Source organism: Actinacidiphila acidipaludis (genome assembly GCF_019890725.1).
Classification (GTDB): Bacteria; Actinomycetota; Actinomycetes; order Streptomycetales; family Streptomycetaceae; genus Actinacidiphila; species Actinacidiphila acidipaludis.
Genome location: NZ_JAINZZ010000012.1, coordinates 1 through 20,570, shown reverse-complemented (window position 1 = coordinate 20,570; position 20,570 = coordinate 1). Strand labels below are relative to the sequence as shown.

Annotated in this window: 17 protein-coding genes and 1 rRNA gene; 5 read left to right on the top strand and 13 right to left on the bottom strand. The window is 74.5% G+C overall.

What is annotated here, in order from left to right; translation table 11 throughout:
* Positions 1 to 380: 380 nt before the first annotated feature.
* The gene (locus K7862_RS12920) at positions 381 to 2,207 is read left to right on the top strand and encodes a glycoside hydrolase family 15 protein (RefSeq protein WP_262413065.1); all 1,827 of its coding nucleotides are present in this window, start codon (positions 381 to 383) and stop codon (positions 2,205 to 2,207) included.
* Positions 2,208 to 2,250: 43 nt separating this feature from the next.
* On the opposite strand, the gene K7862_RS12915 is transcribed toward K7862_RS12920, so the two are convergent.
* From K7862_RS12915 to K7862_RS12885, 7 genes are all read right to left on the bottom strand, one after another.
* Positions 2,251 to 3,387, bottom strand: coding sequence for a glycosyltransferase family 4 protein (locus K7862_RS12915; protein ID WP_222962673.1), 1,137 nt, complete (start codon positions 3,385 to 3,387; stop codon positions 2,251 to 2,253).
* A gap of 175 nt (positions 3,388 to 3,562) precedes the next feature.
* Positions 3,563 to 4,393 carry a hypothetical protein gene (locus tag K7862_RS12910; protein ID WP_372461566.1) on the bottom strand — a complete coding sequence of 277 codons (831 nt, stop codon included), beginning with the start codon at positions 4,391 to 4,393 and terminating at the stop codon, positions 3,563 to 3,565.
* Between the two features lie 693 nt (positions 4,394 to 5,086).
* Positions 5,087 to 6,838: a DNA repair protein RecN gene (recN, locus tag K7862_RS12905; RefSeq protein ID WP_222962672.1), complete on the bottom strand. Its 1,752-nt coding sequence runs from the start codon at positions 6,836 to 6,838 to the stop codon at positions 5,087 to 5,089.
* Positions 6,839 to 6,880: 42 nt separating this feature from the next.
* Positions 6,881 to 7,789 carry an NAD kinase gene (locus K7862_RS12900; protein WP_222962671.1) on the bottom strand — a complete coding sequence of 303 codons (909 nt, stop codon included), beginning with the start codon at positions 7,787 to 7,789 and terminating at the stop codon, positions 6,881 to 6,883.
* Between the two features lie 2 nt (positions 7,790 to 7,791).
* Positions 7,792 to 8,598, bottom strand: coding sequence for a TlyA family RNA methyltransferase (locus K7862_RS12895; RefSeq protein ID WP_308011957.1), 807 nt, complete (start codon positions 8,596 to 8,598; stop codon positions 7,792 to 7,794).
* A gap of 7 nt (positions 8,599 to 8,605) precedes the next feature.
* A complete protein-coding gene (locus K7862_RS12890; protein WP_222962669.1) occupies positions 8,606 to 8,971 on the bottom strand; it encodes a hypothetical protein in 366 nt (121 codons plus the stop codon).
* Positions 8,964 to 10,181 carry a hypothetical protein gene (locus tag K7862_RS12885; protein ID WP_222962668.1) on the bottom strand — a complete coding sequence of 406 codons (1,218 nt, stop codon included), beginning with the start codon at positions 10,179 to 10,181 and terminating at the stop codon, positions 8,964 to 8,966. The genes K7862_RS12890 and K7862_RS12885 overlap by 8 nt, the downstream gene beginning before the upstream one ends.
* A gap of 127 nt (positions 10,182 to 10,308) precedes the next feature.
* On the opposite strand from K7862_RS12885, the gene K7862_RS12880 reads away from it, so the two are divergent.
* Positions 10,309 to 10,656, top strand: a complete 348-nt coding sequence (locus tag K7862_RS12880) for an SCP2 sterol-binding domain-containing protein (RefSeq protein WP_222962667.1) — start codon at positions 10,309 to 10,311, stop codon at positions 10,654 to 10,656.
* On the opposite strand, the gene K7862_RS12875 is transcribed toward K7862_RS12880, so the two are convergent.
* From K7862_RS12875 to K7862_RS12865, 3 genes are read right to left on the bottom strand one after another with little or no spacing between them, the layout of a single operon-like run.
* Positions 10,604 to 11,560 (bottom strand): ABC transporter ATP-binding protein, encoded by a 957-nt coding sequence (locus K7862_RS12875; RefSeq protein WP_222962666.1) that lies wholly within the window; start codon positions 11,558 to 11,560, stop codon positions 10,604 to 10,606. The genes K7862_RS12880 and K7862_RS12875 overlap by 53 nt on opposite strands.
* 44 nt (positions 11,561 to 11,604) lie before the next feature.
* Positions 11,605 to 12,687 (bottom strand): FecCD family ABC transporter permease, encoded by a 1,083-nt coding sequence (locus K7862_RS12870; protein WP_222962665.1) that lies wholly within the window; start codon positions 12,685 to 12,687, stop codon positions 11,605 to 11,607.
* Positions 12,684 to 13,751 (bottom strand): FecCD family ABC transporter permease, encoded by a 1,068-nt coding sequence (locus tag K7862_RS12865; RefSeq protein WP_222962664.1) that lies wholly within the window; start codon positions 13,749 to 13,751, stop codon positions 12,684 to 12,686. The genes K7862_RS12870 and K7862_RS12865 overlap by 4 nt, the downstream gene beginning before the upstream one ends.
* Positions 13,752 to 13,853: 102 nt before the next feature.
* Between K7862_RS12865 and K7862_RS12860 the strand changes: the two genes are divergently transcribed.
* Positions 13,854 to 14,921 carry an ABC transporter substrate-binding protein gene (locus K7862_RS12860; RefSeq protein ID WP_262413051.1) on the top strand — a complete coding sequence of 356 codons (1,068 nt, stop codon included), beginning with the start codon at positions 13,854 to 13,856 and terminating at the stop codon, positions 14,919 to 14,921.
* Between the two features lie 4 nt (positions 14,922 to 14,925).
* Entirely contained in the window at positions 14,926 to 15,744 is an 819-nt protein-coding gene (locus K7862_RS12855) for a siderophore-interacting protein (RefSeq protein ID WP_308011956.1), read from the top strand.
* Positions 15,745 to 15,893: 149 nt separating this feature from the next.
* On the opposite strand, the gene K7862_RS12850 is transcribed toward K7862_RS12855, so the two are convergent.
* A complete protein-coding gene (locus tag K7862_RS12850) occupies positions 15,894 to 16,913 on the bottom strand; it encodes an HAD-IIA family hydrolase (protein ID WP_222962663.1) in 1,020 nt (339 codons plus the stop codon).
* 79 nt (positions 16,914 to 16,992) lie between these two features.
* On the opposite strand from K7862_RS12850, the gene K7862_RS12845 reads away from it, so the two are divergent.
* Entirely contained in the window at positions 16,993 to 18,264 is a 1,272-nt protein-coding gene (locus K7862_RS12845; protein WP_222962662.1) for a DUF1015 domain-containing protein, read from the top strand.
* Positions 18,265 to 18,319: 55 nt separating this feature from the next.
* On the opposite strand, the gene K7862_RS12840 is transcribed toward K7862_RS12845, so the two are convergent.
* Both K7862_RS12840 and rrf read right to left on the bottom strand, forming a co-directional pair.
* On the bottom strand, positions 18,320 to 19,273 hold the full coding sequence (locus K7862_RS12840; protein ID WP_262413061.1) for a tetratricopeptide repeat protein: 954 nt from the start codon (positions 19,271 to 19,273) through the stop codon (positions 18,320 to 18,322).
* Between the two features lie 1,049 nt (positions 19,274 to 20,322).
* A 5S ribosomal RNA gene (gene rrf / locus K7862_RS12835) occupies positions 20,323 to 20,439 on the bottom strand.
* Positions 20,440 to 20,570 lie beyond the last annotated feature (131 nt).

The window sequence follows — 20,570 nt, the reverse complement described above, 5'->3', positions numbered from 1 at the left end:
CCGCGCGCGACGACGGCAGACGCCGCCCACGACCCCGGGCTTTCCGCTGATCATGGGGTTCCCCGCGGCAGTGTGTGAGACTCGTGGATGAGACGTGCGAACCTCGCGGGGAAGGCGTGCGGGGTTCGGGCGGTGAGATCGTCCTGGCTCCGGGCGCACGCCGGGCACCGCCGCGGGCTACACCCGACAGGCCCAGTGAAGATCGCCGAGAGGCGCGCACCGCTCGCCCCGACGACGTATTCTGCTCGGACGCATTGCGCGAGCCGACCGGCACGGCACCAACCCCGCCCATTTCCGGATCGCAGAGCTCGTTCACAGATCCAGATCTGACGAATTTCCCCAGACCGCAAGACCGTCCCGCGGGGCGGCGCCGTGTTCGACTGGAGTTGCACGTGGCAGGGCGTATCGAGGACTACGCACTCATCGGTGACATGCAGACCGCAGCGCTGGTCTGCATCGATGGCACGGTGGACTGGCTGTGCCTGCCCCGCTTCGACTCGCCGGCGGTGTTCGCCGGGCTGCTGGGCACCGAGGAGCACGGGTTCTGGCGGGTCGGACCGGCGCACCGGCCGGGCGCCGAGCCGCCGCGCGCGACCCGCCGCCGCTACCGGGGCGATTCGCTCGTGCTGGAGTCCGAGTGGGACACCGGGCGGGGTACGGTCCGGGTGATCGACTTCATGCCGCCGCGTGACGGCGCGCCGCAGCTCGTCCGGATCGTGGAGGGCGTCAGCGGCCGGGTCCCGATGTGTTCCACCCTGCGGATGCGCTTCGCCTACGGCCAGGTGGTGCCGTGGGTGCACAAGGTCGGCGACCGCACCGTGGCCGTGGCCGGCCCCGACTCGGTGTGGCTGGACACCGACGTGGACACCTACGGCCAGGATCTGACCACCTACTCCGAGTTCACGGTGGGCCCCGGCGACCGGGTGGCCTTCACCATCAGCTGGGAGGCCTCGCACAAGCCGCAGCCCTCGCTCCCCGAGCCCGAGGTGGCGCTGACGAACACCGAGGACTTCTGGCGCGACTGGGTGGAGCAGTGCACCTACACCGGGCCGTACCGCGAGGCGGTGGTCCGCTCGCTGATCACGCTGAAGGCCCTCACCTACGCCCCGACCGGCGGCATCGTGGCCGCCCCCACGACCTCGCTGCCCGAGGACATCGGCGGTGTGCGCAACTGGGACTACCGGTTCACCTGGCTGCGGGACGCGGCGATCACCCTGTCGTCGCTGCTGCGCACCGGCTACCGCGAGGAGGCCAGGGCCTGGCGCGAGTGGCTGCTGCGGGCGGTCGCCGGCGACCCGGAGAACCTGCAGATCATGTACGGCATCGCCGGTGAGCGCGAACTGGGCGAGAACGAGCTGCACTGGCTGCCCGGCTACGAGAACTCCTCGCCGGTGCGGATCGGCAACGGCGCGGCCCACCAGCTCCAGCTCGACGTGTACGGCGAGGTCACCGAGGCCCTGCATCTCGGCCACATGACCGGCCTGGCCCGCAACGACTACGCCAGCGTGCTGCAGCTCAAGCTGATCCGGTATCTGGAGAAGCACTGGAACGAGCCGGACGAGGGCATCTGGGAGGTGCGCGGCCCGCGCCGCCACTTCGTGCACTCCAAGGTGATGGCGTGGGTGGCCGTGGACCGCACGGTCAAGCTCATCGAGTCCGGCGAGGTGGACGGACCGCTGGAGCGGTTCAAGGCGCTGCGCGACGAGATCCACGCCGACGTGTGCGAGAAGGGCTACGACCGGGAGCGCAACACCTTCACCCAGTCCTACGGCTCGAAGGAACTGGACGCCTCGCTGCTGCTGATCCCGCAGATGGGCTTCCTGCCGCCGGACGACAAGCGGGTGATCGGGACGATCGAGGCGATCCAGCGCGAGCTGTCCACCGAGGACGGTTTCGTGCTGCGCTACCCCACGTCCGGCAGCGACGCCAGCGGCGAGCAGAACCTCGACGGCCTGCCCGGCGACGAAGGGGCCTTCCTGGCCTGTTCGTTCTGGCTCGCCGACGACCTGGCGATGATCGGCCGGGTGGAGGAGGCGCGGCGGCTCTTCGAGAAGCTGCTGGCCCTGCGCAACGACCTGGGCCTGCTCGCCGAGGAGTGGGACCCGCGTCGGCAGCGCCAAGTCGGCAACTTCCCGCAGGCGTTCAGCCATGTGCCGCTGATCGACACGGCGCTGCGGCTGACCGCGTGCGGAGCTTTCCGGGCCTGAACGCCGCCGTGGCCACGGGGATGGCCGAGGCTGTTCGGGCGGGCTATCGGGTCTGTGTCAACTCGTCGTAGACGCTGAGCACTTGGGCCACCGTGTCGTCCTCGGTGGGCCAGGTCGCGGCCTGGGCGCGGCCCGCCACCGCCAGAGCGGTGCGGGCCTCGTCGTCGGCGAGCAGCCGGATGACCTCGCGGGCCAGCGCGGCCGCGTCGCCGTACGGCACCAGCACGGCGGCGTCGCCCACGAGTTCGGGCGTGCCGCCGACGGCGGTGGCCACCAGTGGCACACCGGCGTGCAGGGCCTCCTGCGCGATCAGGGCACGGCCCTCCCAGCGGCTGGGCAGCAGCACCAGGTCGGCGGCGGACAGCAGTTCCGGCAGGTCCTCGCGGCGCCCGACGAGCTGCACCGGCAGCCGTTCCGCCTCGATCCGCCGTTGCAGCAGGGCCCGTTGGGGCCCCTCACCGGCGATCGCCACCAGCGGCCGCGGGTCCAGACCTGTCCAGCCGGCAGCCGCGTCGAGCAGCAGCTCGTAGCCCTTCTGCGGTTCCAGGCGGCCGACGGCGAGCAGCAACGGCCGGTCCAAGGCGCCGAATTCGGCACGCGTCTTCTGCCGCTGCCGGTCCCCCTCGGCCGGCGGGCGGGGCGGTCTGGCCGTGGGGCGCGGCACGGCGGTCGGGGCGAGCCGGACGTCGTGGGCGCCGTACCTGCGCGCCCGGTCGACCAGGTCCGAGGACACGCCGAGCACCACGGACGCGCCGCGCACCCAGCGGCGTTCGAGCCAGCGCAGCACCATCGCACCGGGGCCGTCGTCGGCGGGCGGGTCGGCGCCGTGCCAGCTCACCACGAGCGGGGTGCGGCGGCCGCCGAGGGCGAGGGCGGCCAGCAGCCCGGCCCGCATGCCGTGCGCGTGCACGACGCCGGCGCCGTTGAACACCGCCCGCAGCGCGGTGATCGCGGGCGTGTCGGCGGCGGTGCGGCGGCCGAGGTCGATCGGCACGAACCGGGCCCCGGTGCCGGTGAAGAGGTAGTCCGACTCGGCGGCGGCCGGGGCGCAGACCGTGACCTCCACCCCGCGGGCCACCAGCCCCCCGGCCAGCGAGCTGACGTGGGCGCCGGCCGCCGTGCTCAGGACGTGCACGGCGTGCAGCTGCTGCCCCGGGGCGGGGTTCACGATGCTGCTCACGCGGGTACGGCTCCTGACTCGGTACGGGTCGGCACGGTGCGGGGCCGCGCGGTGCGGGATGCTAACGGCCCCGGGCGGCCACGGGCTGCTTCGGGCGGCCAGTCCCAGGATGCCAGGCCGAGGCCATGGCTTTGCGCGTTCGGCGGCGTTCGCACCCGCTCACCCGCCACGGGGATCACCCGAACGGGTGGGCCACGCGCCCCCAGCCATCAACGTGCCGCACCCCGGGGGCGTTCCACAACCGCTGGTCGGTGGAGATCCTGTCGCCGGCGCCGGTCAGTGCGGCGAGCGCGAGGGCGTGCATCATCAGCCCGATCCGGCCGTTGGCGGCGGCGATGGCCGCGCCGAGCGCGGCGCCCAGCGCGTGCGCGCCCGCGTCGCCCAGCATCGTCCGCTCGCTCAGGTCGTCGCCGAGGACGGCGGCCGCGGCGCCGACGGGGGCGGCGGCCAGCACGCCGCCGGTGCCCGCGCGGAGCAGGCCGGGGGCGCCGACGGTGATGACCGCCTTCGCGGCGCGGCCGGGCGCGACGTCGAGCAGGTTCACGGCGTGCGCCGTGCCGGCTATCACCACGCCGGCCAGCACGCGGTCCAGCGGGCGGGACTTGAGCAGGACGCCTGCGGCGAGGCCGGCGGCGCCGATGCCCAGGAGCTTCACTCCGCCCGAGGTGAGGCGGCCCTCACGCAGTGCCCCCAGGTGGGCGCCGAACCCGCGCTCGTCCGCGGAGCCCTTCTGGTCGTCGTACGCCCCGCAGGCCCCCGCGGCCAGCGCGGCTCCGACGGCGGCGGCCCGCGCCCGCAGGCTCAGGCCCCGCGCGGTGGCCATCGCGGTCGCGGCACCCGCCGCGGCGGCCAGGCCCCCGTACAGCTCGACGCCGCGGCCCGCGTGGTTGGTCCGCTGCCACATGCGCGCTTCCACGGGGGGCCGACGCCGAAGCTGCCGGTACGCGGCACGTGTCGCCGCCGCCGCGGCCGCGCCGACGGACAGCCGCCCGTTGCTCCCGCTCATCCCGAGCCCTCTCCCGTTTCCCTCGTCCCCTGCCTCCCCCACACGTGCCCCGCCCCCTCCCCCCGCACGCAACCTACCCGCAACGGTGCCCCGAAAGGGATCCCCTCCGCCTTTCCCCCATCCACCCTCAAGCCCCCCACCCCTGCGCCCGGGTGACCCCCAGCGAGAGCCACCCCGCAGGCGGGAACGGACCCGCCCCATCACGACCCGCGGGGACCCTCGGCACACGCCGACGCCGAGTGCTGCCCGCAGAGGGGAGCTCCCCGGACAAACGCGCCCGCCCCACACACCCGACGCCGAACCACCCGCACCCGGGCTCCCCGCAGGGGGGAACGCCCCGCACGAACACCACCGCGGAGCGGCACCCGCCAACGGCGGGCAACCCCAGCAGGGGCCACCCGCAGACGAAATCACCCCTGCACGGGTGGTGCGGGTGGGAACACACCGCGCCGCAAGGCGCGGGCACCCCGCACGGGCGGGAGCCCGGCAACCGGGGCGCAGCCCGAACGAACCGGGCCCGCGGCCGGAACCAGACCAGCTCACGCAGCCCGCGCAAGGCCGAACCCGAACCCGATCATGGCCACGCAGCCCGTGCAAGGCCGGGCCCGAGCCCGGTCAAGCCCAGGCAGCCCGCCCGAGGGCCCCGCAGCCCGCGCAGGGCGAGCCCTCTGCCCCAGAGGATGGCGTTCGCGCTCAGCGCGACGCCTTCGCCGCGGCCAGCAACTCCTCCGCGTGCGCCCGCCCCAACTCCGAGTCCTCCAGCCCCGCCAGCATGCGCGAGAGCTCCCGCACCCGGGCCTCCCCCTCCAGGACCGTGACCCCACTCCTGGTCACCGACCCGTCGTTCGTCTTCTCGACCAGCAGCTGCCGGTCGGCGAACGCCGCCACCTGCGGGAGGTGGGTGACCACGACCACCTGGGCGGTCCGCGCCAGCCGGGCGAGCCGCCGTCCGACCTCGACGGCCGCCTTGCCGCCGACACCGGCGTCGACCTCGTCGAAGAGGTACGTCGGCACCGGGTCGGACCCGGCGAACACCACCTCGACGGCCAGCATCACCCGGGACAGCTCACCGCCGGACGCGCCCTTGGCGATGGGCCGCGGCGGCGCGCCGGGGTGCGGCGCGAGCTGCAGTTCGACCTCGTCCGCGCCGGACGGCCCGTACTGCACGGCCCGCCCGCCGACGTCGACGCCCTGCTCGGGGTCGGCCGCCTCGGTCTGGTGCAGCGCGACGGTGACCCGTGCGTGCGGCATGGCCAGCTCGGCCAGCTCCGCGGTGACCGCCGCGGCGAAACGGTCCGCCGCCTCGCCGCGCGCGTCGCTGAGGTCCTGCGCGAGCCCGCTGAGCTCGGCCCGCAACGCGTCCCGCTCGGCGGTGAGTTCCCCGATGCGGTCGTCGTCGCCCTCGAGCTCGGCGAGCCGCAGCGAGCTGTCCTGGCCCCAGGCCAGCACGCCGTCGATGTCCGCGCCGTACTTGCGGACGAGGTTCGCCAGCACCGCCCTGCGTTCCTCGACGGCGGCCAGCCGCAGCGGGTCCGCGTCGAGGTCGTCCGCGTATCCGGCCAGTTCGCCGGCCACGTCGGCGAGCAGGATGCCGACCTCGCCGAGGCGCGCGGCCAGCGCGGACAGCACCGGGTCGTGTGCGGCGACCGCGTCCAGCGCGCGCTGAGCGCCGGCCACGAGTGTGCCGGCGTCGACGCCCTCGGGGTCCTCGGGGTTGCCCGCCATCGCCGCGTGCGCGAGCGTGGCCGCGGAGGCCAGGGCCTCGGCGTGCCCGAGGCGCTCGGCCTCGGCGGCGAGTTCGGTGTCCTCGCCGGGCTGCGGCTCGGCGGCGGAGATCTCCTCGATGCCGAACCGCAGCAGATCGGCTTCCTGGGCGCGCTCGCGGGCCCGCGTGGTCAGCTCGTCCAGCTCGGCGGCGACCTCGCGCAGCCGCCGGTACGCGGCGCCGTACTTCGCGAGCGGCACGGCCACCGCGTCGCCGGCGTACCGGTCGAGCGCCTCGCGCTGCCGGGCGGGCCGCAGCAGCCCCTGCTGGTCGGTCTGGCCGTGCACCGCCACCAGGTCGTCGGCGAGTTCGCCGAGCAGCCCGACGGGGACGCTGCGGCCTCCGACGTGCGCCCGGGAGCGGCCCTCGGCCGAGACGGTCCGGCTGATCAGCAGCGCGCCGTCGTCGAGTTCGGCGCCCGCCTCCTCCGCACGGACGGCCGCCCGCGCGTCGGCGCCGAGTGTGATGCGGCCCTCGACGAGGGCCTGCTTGGCGCCGATCCGCACCAGCGCCGGGTCGGCGCGGCCGCCGAGCAGCAGCCCGAGGCTGGTGACGACCATGGTCTTGCCCGCGCCGGTCTCGCCGGTGACCGCGGTGAAGCCGGGTGAGAGCTCCACCACGGCGTCCTCGATGACACCCAGCGACCGGATCCGCATTTCCTCCAACACGGATACGACCATACGAGGTTTGCCACCCCCCGCGCGACGGGCGACGCCTCCGGTTCAGTGGGGCGCGCCGCGCCAGCCGGAGACGGGCAGCGCGAACTTCGCCACCAGGCGGTCGGTGAACGAGGCGTGGTGCAGCCGGGCCAGCCGGACCGGCACGGCGCCGCGGCGGACCTCGACCCGGGCGCCGGCCGACAGCTCGACGGTCCTGCGGCCGTCGCACCACAGCACGCCGTGCGGGGTCTGCGGCTGCACCTCGACGGCCAGCACCGACGTCGGGGAGGTGACGAGCGGCTTGGCGAACAGCGCGTGCGCGCTGATCGGCACCATGAGCAGCGCCTCCACCTCCGGCCAGACGACCGGGCCGCCCGCGGAGAAGGCGTAGGCGGTGGATCCGGTGGGTGTGGCGCAGACGACGCCGTCGCCGCCGAACGCGGACACCGGGCGGCCGTCGACCTCGGTGACGACCTCCAGCAGCCGTTCCCGGGACGCCTTCTCCACCGAGGCCTCGTTGAGCGCCCAGTCGGTGTGCACGATGTGGCCGTCGTTGCGGACCAGGACGTCGAGCGTCATCCGCTCCTCGACCTCGTACTCGCGGGTGACGACGCGGTCGACGACCTTGTCCAGGTCGTCGCGCTCGGCCTCGGCGAGGAAGCCGACGCGCCCGAGGTTGACGCCGAGCATGGGGACGCCGGAGGCGCGGGCGAACTCGGCGCCGCGCAGCAGCGTCCCGTCCCCGCCCAGCACGATGATCAGCTCGCAGCCCTGCACGGCGCCGGGCCCGATCTCGCCGACCAGCTCGACCCGGTCGGGCAGCGGCAGGTCGGCGGCCTCGTCCTCCAGCACCCGGACGCCGATGCCGCAGCGCAGCAGTCCGTCGACGACCCGTTCGGCGCTGCGGATCGCCGCGTCCCGCCCGGTGTGGGTGAGCAGGAAGACGGTCCGGTTCTGGGTGTCACTCGTCACGGTCAACGCGGCCCCTCCGCCACAGCACGGTCGACTTCGGCCGGATCCAGCGCGGGCGCGCCGGCGCGCAGCCAGAGAAAGTACTCCACGTTCCCGGACGGGCCCGGCAGCGGGCTGGCTGTGACGCCGAGCACGCCCAGCCCCAGCTCGGCGGCCTGCCCGGCGACCTTGCGGACGCTCTCGGCGCGCAGCTGGGTGCTGCGGACGACACCGCCGCTGCCCAGCCGTTCCTTGCCGACCTCGAACTGCGGCTTCACCATCAGCACGAGGTCCGCGTCCGGCGCGGAGCAGCGGACCAGGGCGGGCAGCACCAGCCCGAGCGGGATGAACGACAGGTCGCCCACGACGATGTCGGCGGCCCGGCCGTCGATCGCCTCGAGCGTCAACTCCCGTACGTTGGTGCGGTCCTTGACGATGACGCGGTCGTCGCTCTGCAGCGACCAGGCGAGCTGGCCGTAGCCGACGTCGACGGCGAGGACCTCGGCGGCTCCGTTGCGCAGCAGCACGTCGGTGAAACCGCCGGTGGAGGCGCCCGCGTCCAGCGCGCGGCGGCCCTTCACGGCCAGGCCCTTGGGCAGGAACGCAGCGAAGGCGCCTGCCAGTTTGTGGCCGCCGCGCGAGACGTAGTCGGGCTCGTCCGCGTCCGCGGCCACGACGACGGCCGCGCTGGTCTCCACCTGCGTGGCCGGCTTGGTCGCGGTGGTGCCGCCCACCGTGACCCGGCCGGCGGCAATCAACTGGCTCGCGTGCTCCCGTGAGCGCGCGAGGTTCCGGCGCACCAGCTCAGCGTCGAGTCGGCGTCGTGCCACGTACGGTTCAGCCCCTGTTCTCGTCCAGCGCGGCGAGTGCGTTGCGCAGCCCGGCGTGCACATCCTCGTAGACCGGGATGTGGTCGTGCACCGGCAGTTCGTCCGCGTCCCCCAGCCGCTCAACGGCGGCGTCCACGTCAGCATTCCCCGTCCGGGCGACGGTGACCCCCAGCGGCTGCGGCTCGGCGGGGGCGGGTGCGGCCGCCGAACCGTCCCCGGGCTCCCCCTCCGCGGCGGGCCGACCGGCGTCGGCTGCGGGAGCGCCCTGCCCGGCTGCCGCGGCGGGGGTGCCCGGTCCGGGAACGGCGGCGGGGCCGGGCGCGGCCCGGTCCTCGTCGCGGTCCCGGACCCAGGCCGGGGTGCCGTCACTCATCGCCGGGCTCCCGGGCCGTGCCGGCGGCCGGACGGGCCGTGCCGGTGGTCTTCTTCGCGGGCGCGGTCTTCTTGGCCGCGGCCTTCTCGGCGACGGTGGCGGGCGTCGCGGGCACCGAACCCGCGGCCTTCTTGGCCGTCGCCGTCTTCTTCGCGGTGGTCTTCCTCGCCGTCGTCTTCTTCGCCGCGGCCTGCTCGGCGGGCGCCTTCCTGGCCGGAAGCCGGCCGCCCGGGGCCTGCGCGGCGGACGCGGCCGTGCCGGCGGCGCTCGGAGCCGTGGCGGGCGTCGCAGACGTCGCGGGCCCGGCGGAGGTGCTGGGCCCGGCGGAGGTGCTGGGCGCGGCGGAGGACGGGGAAGCGGCAGCCGCCTCGGGCGCGGCGGCCGTCGTCTTCCCGGCCGGCGCGGTCTTCTTCGGGGCGGCCTTCTTCGCCGCGGTCGTCTTCTTGGCCGCCGTCTTCTTCGCCGAGGCCGGCTGGGCGGACGTGGCCTTCTTCGCCGAGGCGGCCTTCTTCGCCCGGACGGACGCCTTCTTCGCGGCGGACACCTCACCGCCGGGGGCGGTCTTCGTCGCGGCGGCGGTGGCCGTCTTCCGGGCGGCCGCCGTCCGCTTCTTCGCCGCGGCCGTCTTCTTGGCGGCGGCGGTCTTCTTCGCCGGGGCGGCGCCGTTCTGCTCGGGCGCGGTCGCGGTCTTCTGGGCCCGGGCAGTCTTCTTCGCCGGGGCGGTCTTCTTCGCAGCGGGCGCCTTCTTGGCGGGCGCGGCCTTCTTCGCCGCCGCCTTTTTCGCGGGACCCTTCTCGGGCTCCACCCGCACGTGTTCCACCGTGGGGGACGGCGCCGGTTCGGACGGCGGCGGCGCCGGCTTCTCGGCTTCCGGAGTCTCCAGGTTGCGGATACGCCGTTCCAGCGATTCCAGGATGACGCCCACCTTGGTGACCTCGTCGGCCACCCGGCCCATCCGGCCGACGGCCTTGTCGACCTCCTCGCGCACCAGCCCCACGATCAGGTCGCGGTTGGCCCGTCCGGTGGCCATCAGTTCGTCGGCGAGGGTCTGCACCTCCGCGGGAACGGCGGATCCCAGCCGGTGCTGGAGTGCGCCGACGTCGATTCCCGCCTGATCGAGCAGATCCCTGGCCGCGTCGACCGTGCGCCGCCGGGTCGCCTCGGTCAGGCCGCCCGCGATCTGCAGACAGGTACGCAGCGCGTCCCGCATCGCTCTCACTCCTCGCCTCGCCGTTGTCCGACGCGTCCGACGCTACCGCCTCCGGGCGCCACGTCTCGGTGACGGTGCCTGCGGTACGGTCATCCGGACGCAACCCACGACGGGGGAAGACCGCACCATGGCCACCATCGAGGAGTGCCGCGACGCGCTCGACCGGTTCTCGGAGAACCTCGCCGGAGCCGACGGCGAGGCCGGTTCGGCCGCCGCCCTCGACCGCTCGCTGAGCTGCCGGATCACCGATCTCGACGTCACGTTCGTCGGCCGGCTGAAGGACGGCCGGATCCGCGACGTGCGGGCCGTGCCCGGCGTGCCCGCCGAAAAGGCCGAGATCCGCCTGTCGATGGCCGGCGACGATCTGCTGGCCATGGTGGGTGGCGACCTCCACTTCGCGAAGGCGTGGGGCAGCGGCCGGGTCAAGGTGCAGGCGAGCCTGCGGGATGTCCTGCGGCTGCGTTCCCTGCTGTAGCGGAGGGGCCGTCCGCGGTCGCTGCCGCCGCGCCGGAAGTGCCGGCGCCGGACACCGCCGTCCTGGTGGCGCCCGGGCGCCTGGCCGCCGGGACCACGAGCGGGGTGCCGCTCTCCGGGTCGTCGATGACCCGGCACGACACGCCGAAGACCCGCTCGACCAGTTCGGCGGTCAGGATCTCGCCGGGCGGTCCCTGCGCCTCGATCCGGCCGTCGCGCAGCGCGATCAGGTGGGTGGCGTACCGGGCGGCCTGGTTGAGGTCGTGCAGCACCGCCACGAGGGTGCGGCCGTGCTGTTCGTGCAGCTCCGCGCACAGGTCGAGGACGTCGATCTGGTGCTGGATGTCCAGGTAGGTCGTCGGCTCGTCCAGGAGCAGCAGCGGCGTCTGCTGGGCCAGGGCCATGGCGATCCACACCCGCTGCCGCTGACCGCCGGACAGTTCGTCGACATGGCGATCGGCCAGGGCGGCGACGCCGGTGGCCGCCATCGATTCGTCGACGATCCGTTGGTCCTCGGCCGACCACTGCCGCAGCAGGCCCTGGTGCGGGTAGCGGCCGCGGGCGACCAGCCTGGCGACGGTGATGCCGTCGGGCGCGACCGAGCTCTGCGGGAGCAGGCCGAGCGTGCGGGCGACCGTCCGGGCGGGCAGCGACCCGATGGCCTGACCGTCCAGCAGGACGCGGCCCCGGGCGGGCTTCAGCAGCCGGGACAGCGCTCGCAGCAGGGTGGACTTGCCGCAGGCGTTGGGGCCCACGATGACGGTGAACGACTGGTCGGGGATCGCGACCGAGAGGTCCTCCGCCACCATCCGCCGGTCGTAGGCGAGCGTCACCGACTCGGCGGTCAGGCGCTGCCGGCCGCCGGGCGGCCGCGACGAGGTCGACTTGTCGCTAAGGGGTGTCATGCGGTGCCTCTCCTGGTGATGGTGACGACGTGTCGGCTCAGCGGTCATATCCGGCCCGCCCGTCGTTCGGTGACGAGCAGCCAGAGCAGATAGCCGCCGCCCAGCACGCCGGTGGCGACGCCGACGGGGACCTGGCCGCTGCCGAAGGCTCGCTGCGCCGCCAGGTCGGCGCCGACCAGCAGGGCCGAACCCATCAGGGCGGACGGCAGCAGCCCGACGCCGGGCGACCTGGTCAGCCGGCGGGCGAGCTGGGGCGCGGTGAGCGCGATGAAGCCGACGGGACCGGCGGCCGCGGTCGCGAAGGCGGTGAGCAGCACGGCGGCCAGCACGGTGACGAGACGGACCCGTTCGACCCGCACGCCGAGGCCGCGGGCGGTGTCGTCGCCCATCTCGGTGAGGCGCAGCGCCGGTCCCTGCCACAGCAGCAGCGGCATCAGGACCGCGCACGCGCCGAGCAGCGGCCACACCTGCTCCCAGCCGCGCCCGTCGAGCGAGCCGGTGAGCCACACCACCGCCCGGGCGGCGTCCACGAAGTCGGCGCGGACCAGCAGGTAGCTCTTGACCGCGGCGAGCACCGCGGAGGCGCCGATGCCGACGAGGACGAGCCGGTAGCCCTGTACGCCGCGTTTCCAGGCGAGCAGGTAGACGCCGAGGCCGGTGACCAGGCCGCCGGCCACCGACCCCGCGGCGACCTGGTAGGCGGTGCCCTTGAGCAGCACGATGACGATGAGCGCGCCGGCCGCGGACCCCTGGCCGAATCCGATGACGTCGGGGCTGCCGAGCGGGTTGCGGGAGACGCTCTGGAACGCGGCGCCCGCCATGCCGAGCGCCGCGCCGACCAGCAGCGCGACGACGACGCGCGGCAGCCGCAGGTCCCGGACGATGAACTCCTGCGCGGGGGTGCCCTGTCCGGTGAGGGTGCGCAGTACGTCCAGCGGCGCGATGCGGAAGTCGCCGGTGCCGATGAGGAGAACGGACACGCCGAGCGCGGCGAGCAGCAGAACGGCGCACACCAGGGCGGCCCGCGCGTCGATCCGCAGCGACAGGCCGCCGCGGGTGCGCGGCGCCCGGATCGGGGCGGGGGCCGGAACCGCGGCGCGCTCGGGGGCCCGGGAGGTGCCGGTCACAGTTCGGCCATCCTTCGGCGGCGGACGAGGGCGATGAACACCGGTCCGCCGAGGACCGCGGTGACGATGCCGACCTGGAGTTCCGCGGGCCGGGCGACGAGCCGTCCCAGGACGTCGGAACCGAGCAGCAGCGCGGGTGACAACACGGCGGTGTAGGGCAGGATCCAGCGCAGGTCGGGTCCGGTGACCCCGCGCACGACGTGCGGGACCATCAGCCCGACGAAGACGATCGGGCCGCAGGCCGCGGTCGCGCCGCCGCACAGCAGGGTGACGGCGAGCATCACCACGGCACGCGTGCGGGTCAGCCGGGCGCCGAGGGCCCGGGCGGTGTCGTCGCCCAGGGCGACGGCGTTGAGCGCGCGGGCGGAGGCGAGCGCGAGCAGCGCGCCGGCGGCGATGAACGGTGCGACCTGGCGGACGGTGGTCATGTTCGCGGCGGCGAGCGAGCCGACCTCCCAGAAGCGCATGCGGTCCAGGGCGGCGTGGTCGGTGAGTTCGACCGCACTGGTGACGCCCTGCAGGAGCGCGGTGACCGCGGTGCCGGCCAGCGCGAGCCGGACCGGGGTCGCGGACCGGCTGCCGCCGACGGCGTACACCAGCACGGAGACCACGGCGGCCCCGCCCAGCGCCCACCACACGTAGCCGGTGGTACTGCTGACTCCGAAGAAGCTGATGGCGGTGACGACGGCGGCCGCGGCACCGGCATTGACGCCGAGCAGCCCGGGGTCGGCCAGCGGGTTGCGGGTCAGCGCCTGCATCGCCGCGCCCGCGAGGCCGAGGGCGGCGCCGACGAGCAGGCCCAGCAGCGTGCGGGGGACCCGCAGTTCCCGGACGACCACGTCGTTGTCGGTACCGGTGGCGTGGAACAGGCCGTGCCCGACCTGGCCGAGGGGGATGTCCTTGGCGCCGAGGGCGATGCTCGCGGCCACGACGACCAGCAGCAGCCCAACGGCCAGCAGGAGTCCGGCGGTTCGCCGCACGTTCGGGTGCGGGGGGCCGCCGCGCGGCGGCTGGGGGGCGGCTCCGGTGTCCCGGGCCGGCGGGGAGTGACGTTCGACCAACACGAAGGTTAGGTTAGCCTAACCTTGCCCACGCACCTCCGAGCAGAGCGGCAGCCGCCCATGCACCCTTCGCGTTCTTCCCTTGCGTCCGGAAAGGCGTCCGGAATGACGTCCGGAACAGCGTCCGAGATGGCGACCGGAATGTCCCGCCGTGGCCTTCTCGCGGCCGGTGGCACCGTCGGCCTCGGCACGTTGCTCGCCGCGTGCGGCGCCTCGTCCGGGTCCTCCGACGCGAACGCGGGGACGGCCCCGACATCCGCGTCCGGCGCGGCCACCACGCCCGCCGGCCCCTGGACGTTCACCGACGACCGCAAGAAGACCCTGAAGCTGGACCACGCGCCCGCCCGTCTCGTCGCCTACGTCGGCGCGGCGGCCGCGCTGCACGACTACGGCGTTGAGTGCGCGGGGGTGTTCGGCCCCACCGAGCTCAAGAACGGCTCGGCCGACGCCCAGGCCGGCGACCTCGACGTCGGCAAGCTCACCGTCATCGGCAACACCTGGGGTGAGTTCTCGATCGAGAAGTACGCGGCCCTCTCACCCGGCCTGCTGATCAGCCACATGTACGAGGCCCCGACGCTCTGGTACGTGCCCGACGAGAGTGCGAAGAAGATCCTCGCGATCGCCCCGAGCGTGGGCATCGGCGTCGCCGGTGTCCCGCTCACCACGCCCCTGCGGCGGTACGCCGAACTCGCCGCGTCGCTCGGCGCGGACATGAACGCGACGGGCAACGCCGCCCAGAAGACTCGGTTCGAGCAGGCGTCCGCTGACCTGCGGGCGGCCGTCAAGGCCCGTCCGGGCATCACGGTCATGGCCTCGTCCGGCGCGGCCGACGCGTTCTACGTCTCCACACCCTCCTCGGCCGCGGACCTCAGCTACTACCGCGGTCTGGGCGTCGACTTCATCGTCCCCGACAAGGTGCAGGGCGGCTTCTTCGAGACGCTGAGCTGGGAGAACGCCGACAAGTACAAGGCCGACGTCATCATGCTCGACGACCGCTCGGCGACGCTGCAGCCCAAGGACCTGGCCGGCAAGCCCACGTGGGCCCGGCTGCCCGCGGTCAAGGCGAACCAGGTCCTGGCCTGGCCCAGCGAACCGATCTTCTCCTACGGCAGGTGCGCCGCGCAGATCGAGGCGCTCACCAAGGCCGTCACCGCCGCGAAGAAGGTGAGCTGACGCCGTGTCCGACGCCACCTACGCCTTCTTCCACCCGCGCGTCGTGCGCACCCGGCGGCTCTCGCCCAGCCTGATGCGCGTCGTCCTCGGCGGCGACGACCTGGCCGCCGTCGTCAACGGCGGCCGCGACCAGCGCTTCAAGCTGTTCCTGCCGCACCCCGGGCAGGCGGCGCCGGTCCTCCCGGACGTCCTCGACAGCCAGTGGTACCCGCGCTGGCGGGCCCTCGACCCCGGGGTGCGCGGCGTCATGCGCACCTACACCATCCGCGGGTCGCGGTCCGAACCCCCCGAGATCGACGTCGACTTCGCCCTGCACGGCGACACCGGACCCGCCTCCCGCTGGGCCTGCCGAGCCGCGCCCGGCGACCGGGTCTCCGTCCTGGCGCCGGTCACCGAGGACAACGGCGGCGTCGACTTCCGGCTGCCGGAAGGCACCGACTGGGTGCTGCTCACCGGTGACGAGACCGCGCTGCCGGCCATCGCCGGAATCCTGGAGTGGCTGCCCGCGGGACTGCCGGTCAGGGCGTGGATCCAGACCGGCCACCCCGACGACCGGACCCACCTCCCCACCAAGGCCGACGCGGACGTCACATGGCTGCTGCGGCCGCGCTCCGCGGTGGACGCCGTGCGCGCCGCGGACCTGCCCGCCGGAACCCCGTACGCCTGGATCGCCGGCGAGGCGGCGTGCGTCCGCGCGCTGCGCCGCCATCTGGTCGGCGAGCGCGGCCTCGACCGCCGGGCCGTCACCTTCACCGGCTACTGGCGGCAGGGCACGACCGAGGACGACCTGCTGGAGGCGGCGTCGGCTGCGGCCGACGCCTGAGAGTCCGCCGCCCGAGCGTCCGACGCCCAGCGCGCCGGCCGGGGAGCCCGGCCGCGACACCGGACATGAGCGCCCGAAGCCGAGCGCCCGAGCACGGGAGCCCGGCCGCGGCGGGGCCGACCAGGCCTCCGGCCGCGGCCGGACTCCGCCTACAGCTCCAGCCGGGAGAGGGCCTTGCCGGCGTCCAGCCGGCACGAGTCCTCCCCCGCGGCGGACCAGGCCGCCGCGCACAGCGCCCGCAGGCCGTCGAGGGCCTCGCCCTCACCCTCCAGGACCAGGTCGTCGTCCGTCGCGGTCGCCGTCCAGCCGCCGCACGCGAAGCCGCCGTCCGTCCCGGACACCTCGGGCTGCGCGCGCAGCAGGTCCCGCAGGTCCGCGCCCACATAGGTGGGCCGGTGCCGCGGCTCGGCCGCCAGCAGCGCCGCCGGAGTGGTCACGCCGGTGAGGACCAGCAAGGAGTCGACACCGCCGGCGAACGCGCCCTCGATGTCCGTGTCGAGCCGGTCGCCGACCACCAGCGGCCGCCGCGCTCCCGTCCTGATCACCGTCTCCCGGTGCATCGGCGGCAGCGGCTTCCCCGCCACCTGCGGGTCACCACCGGTCGCGGTCCGCACGGCCTGCACCGCGGCGCCGTTGCCCGGCGCGATGCCCCGGCCGCTGGGAATCGTCAGGTCGGTGTTGGACGCGAACCACGGCACGCCCGCGTTCACCGCGTAGGCCATCTCCGCCAGCTGCGCCCAGCGCAGGTCCGGCGAGTACCCCTGCACGGCCGCCGCCGGGCCGTCGTCCGCCGACTCCACGGGCACCAGGCCCCGCTCGCGCAGGGCCGCCATCAGGCCCTCACCGCCCACCGCCAGCACCTTCGCGCCGGCCGGCACCTGATCGGCGATCAGCCGGGCCACCGCCTGCGCGGAGGTGATCACCTCGTCGGCGGCCGCGGGCACGCCGAGGCGGGTCAGATGGTCGGCCACGCTCTGCGGTGTGCGGGCGGCGTTGTTGGTCACGTACGCCAGGTGCATACCGTGCTCGCGGGCCGTCGCCAGCGACTCGACCGCGTGGGCGATCGCGTCACCGCCGGCGTAGACGACCCCGTCGAGGTCCAGCAGCGCGGTGTCGTACGCGGCGTCGAGAGGCTGCCCGCTGCCGTCCGGCCGGGTCCTGTGGGTCATGACGTGCTCGCTCCTCGTTCGTGTGCCGGTCTCTCCCCACCCGATCATCTCCCACGCCGCGCGGACGTAGCATGCGCGGATGAGCAACTCCAGTCCAGCCGAGGGGACCGGCCTGCGTCTGACGCCGTTCCGGGGCCTGCGGTACGTCCCCGGGCGCGTCGGCAGCCTGGCCGCCGTGACCTCGCCGCCGTACGACGTCGTGGTGCGCCCCGACGGTCAGCGCCACCTGGAGACCGCCGACCCGTACAACGTGGTCCGGCTCATCCTCCCGGACGCCGCCACCGCGGAGGCCCGGAACCGCAAGGCCGCCCGCACCCTGGCCCGCTGGCTCGACGAAGGCGTGCTGGCCGCCGACGCGCGGCCCGCCGTCTACGTCTACGAGCAGCGCGACGGCGACCACCTCCAGCGCGGGGTGATCGGCGCCCTGCGGCTCAGCGCGCCCGAGGACGGCGTGGTGCTGCCGCACGAGGACGTCATGCCGGGCCCGGTCGCCGACCGGGCCGCGCTGATGACGGCCACTCGCGCCAATCTCGAACCGCTGCTGCTGACCTACCGCGACGGGGACGCGACCGCACGCGTCGTCGAGCGCACCGCGGAGAAAGCCGAGCCGCTGCTGGCCACCACCACCGAGGACGGTGTCCGCCACCGGCTGTGGGCGGTGACCGACCCCGGCGACCTGGCCGCCATCGACGCCGATCTGTCCGCCCGCCAGGCGCTGATCGCCGACGGCCACCACCGCTGGGCCACCTACCGGCGGCTCCAGGCGGCGCACCGGGCGGGCAGTCCGTGGGACTACGGCCTGGTGCTGCTCGTCGACTCCGCCCGCTACCCCCTGCGGGTCCGGGCGATCCACCGCGTACTGCCCCAACTGCCCGTCGCCGCCGCCCTGGAGGCCGCGCGGGACGTCTTCCGGGTGAGGGCTCTCGGCGACTCGCTGGACGCCGCCCTGGCGGCCCTCGCCGAGGCGGCCGCCGACGGCAACGCCTTCGTGCTGGCGGGCGACGGCTTCCACCTGCTGGACCGGCCGGACCCGGAACGCGTCGCCGCGGCCGTACCCGCCGACCGTCCGGAGGCCTGGCGCCGGCTGGACGCGTCGGTGCTGCACCATCTGCTGCTCGACACCGTCTGGCAGGTGCCGGACGCGCCCGAGCACATCCGCTACATCCATGCCACCGACGCCGCCGTGGAACTTGCCGAACGCCTCGGCGGCACGACGGTGCTGATGCATCCCGTGGCCGAGCGCGTGGTCCTGGAACTGGCCCGCGAAGGCGTGATGATGCCGCGCAAGTCCACGTCCTTCGGGCCGAAGCCGGCCAGCGGACTGGTCATGCGCGCGCTCGACCTGACCTGAAACGCCAGAGGGCGGCACCCGCGTGTGCGGGTGCCGCCCTCTGGGTTCGCGGTCGTCAGTCGTCGTCGCGCTCCGGCCGGCCGGGCGCACGGAACGGCGAGTCCAGGAACGAGGACGGGTCCACCTCGTCCGTCAGGTCGTCGTTCGCGTCCTCGGCGGCGCCGGCCGCGGCAGCCGGTGCGTCGGCCTTGTCGTCGCCGTCCTGGTCGTCGTCGGCGTCGTCGGCGTCGGTGTCTTCGTCGGCTTCGGTGTCTTCGTCGGCCTTCGTGTCAGTGACGGCGTCCTGAGCGGGACGTGCGTCCAGCTCGCCCTCGGGCAGGACCCGGTCCTCGGCGGCCGCAGCGGCGCCGCTCTCGGCCGCGTCCTTGTGGTCGCCCCCGGCCGATTCCTCGTCGAAGGCGTCCACGAACTGCACGCCGTCGAGCTGCGCCAGCCGGTCGGAGGCGTCCGTCGTGCCGTCGTGGTCGGCCTCCGCGGCCTTGGCGAACCAGTCGCGCGCCTCGCTGTCGCGTCCGACGGCCAGCAGGGCATCGGCGTACGCGTACCGCAGCCGCGCGGTCCACGGGTGCACCGCGTTGGAGGCGAGCTCCGAACTCTGCAGGGTCACCACGGCCGCGTCGGCCTGGCCCATGTCCTGGCGAGCGCCGGCGGCCACCAGCCGCATCTCCACCTGGCCGGCCTTGTCCAGCTTGTGCACCTCGGGCGCACCCGCCATCTCCAGGGCCCGCTCGGGACGGCCGAGACCGCGCTCGCAGTCCGCCATCACCGGCCACAGGTCGACGGTGCCGGTCATCCGGCGGGTCGCCCGGAACTCGGCGAGCGCCTCGCCGTACCGCTCGGTCGCGTAGGAGGCGAAGCCCGCCGCCTCACGCACGGCGGCGACACGGGACGCCAGCCGCAGGGCCACGCGCGAGTACGCGTACGCCTGCTCCGGGTCCTCGTCGAGCAGCCGCGCCACCATCACGAGGTTGCGTGCCACGTCCTCGGCGAGGGTCTTCGGCAGGCTCATCAGCTCCTGGCGGACGCTCGGGTCGATCTCCTGCCCGGTGACCTCCTCCGGGATCGGCAGGCGGCGGATCGGCTCACGGTCCTGGCGGCGGTCGTCCCGCGCGTCCCGGTTCTCGAACCGGCCACGGCCCTGCACGACCGGACGCCGGCCGGAACCGCGCTCGCCGCGGTCACGGTCGCCACCCTCGCGGCGGGGGCCACGGGGACGGTCGTCACGGCGGTCGTCACGGCGGAAACCGCCGCGGTCGTCCCCGTCCCGGCGGAAGCCACCGCGGTCGTCCTCACGACGCGGGCCGCGCGGACGGTCGTCACGCGGGCGGTCGTAGCGGGGACGCTCATCCCGGCGGTCGTCACGGGGACGGTCCTCGCGCGGGCGGTCCCGGTCGTAACGGGGGCGCTCGTCGCGACGGTCGTCACGCGGGCGGTCGTCACGACGGAAGCCACCGCCGGGACGGTCGTCACGGGGACGGTCGTAGCGCGGCCGGTCGTCACGACGGAAACCGCCACCAGGACGGTCCTCACGCGGACGGTCAAAACGCGGACGGTCATCGCGGGGGCGGTCGTCGCGGCGGAAGCCACCACGGTCGTCACGGCGGTCGTCGCGGCGCTGGCCGCCGGCGGGGCGGTCGTCACGGCGGAAGTTGCGGTCGCCGCGGGGACGATCGTCGCGGCGGAAGCCGCCGCCTGACCGGTCGTCACGGGGACGGTCGTAGCGAGGACGGTCATCACGAGGACGGTCATCGCGGCGGTCATCGCGGGGACGGTCGTCACGGCGGAAACCGCCGCGGTCGTCGTCGCGACGCGGACCGCGGGGACGGTCGTCACGTCGGTCCTCACGGCGGTAGCCGCCACCACGCGAGTCCCGACGCTCGGGGCGATCGGGCCGGTCTTCGGGTGAGTTGGACATCGACGTGACTCCTGTCGGATCGTGCTGCTGCAGTGCAAGTCTCCCGCAACGGCGGGGTGGGCGCGCTTCGGAAGGCGTGCGGAGGAAAAAACAAAGACCCCCGGTCCCAGCGCTCAGGCCAGGACCGAGGGTCCAGAAAGATTGTTCGGCGGCGTCCTACTCTCCCACAGGGTCCCCCCTGCAGTACCATCGGCGCTGAAAGGCTTAGCTTCCGGGTTCGGAATGTAACCGGGCGTTTCCCTAACGCTATGACCACCGAAACACTATCGGGTCGCCTCGCACAAACGAGACGGCGACAGAGTCCGAGCGAACAAGCACACTTTTCAGTTGAGTGATCTGTTCACCGGTGCGACTGTTCGCAACCCGGGAACCAAACAGTGGACGCGAGCAT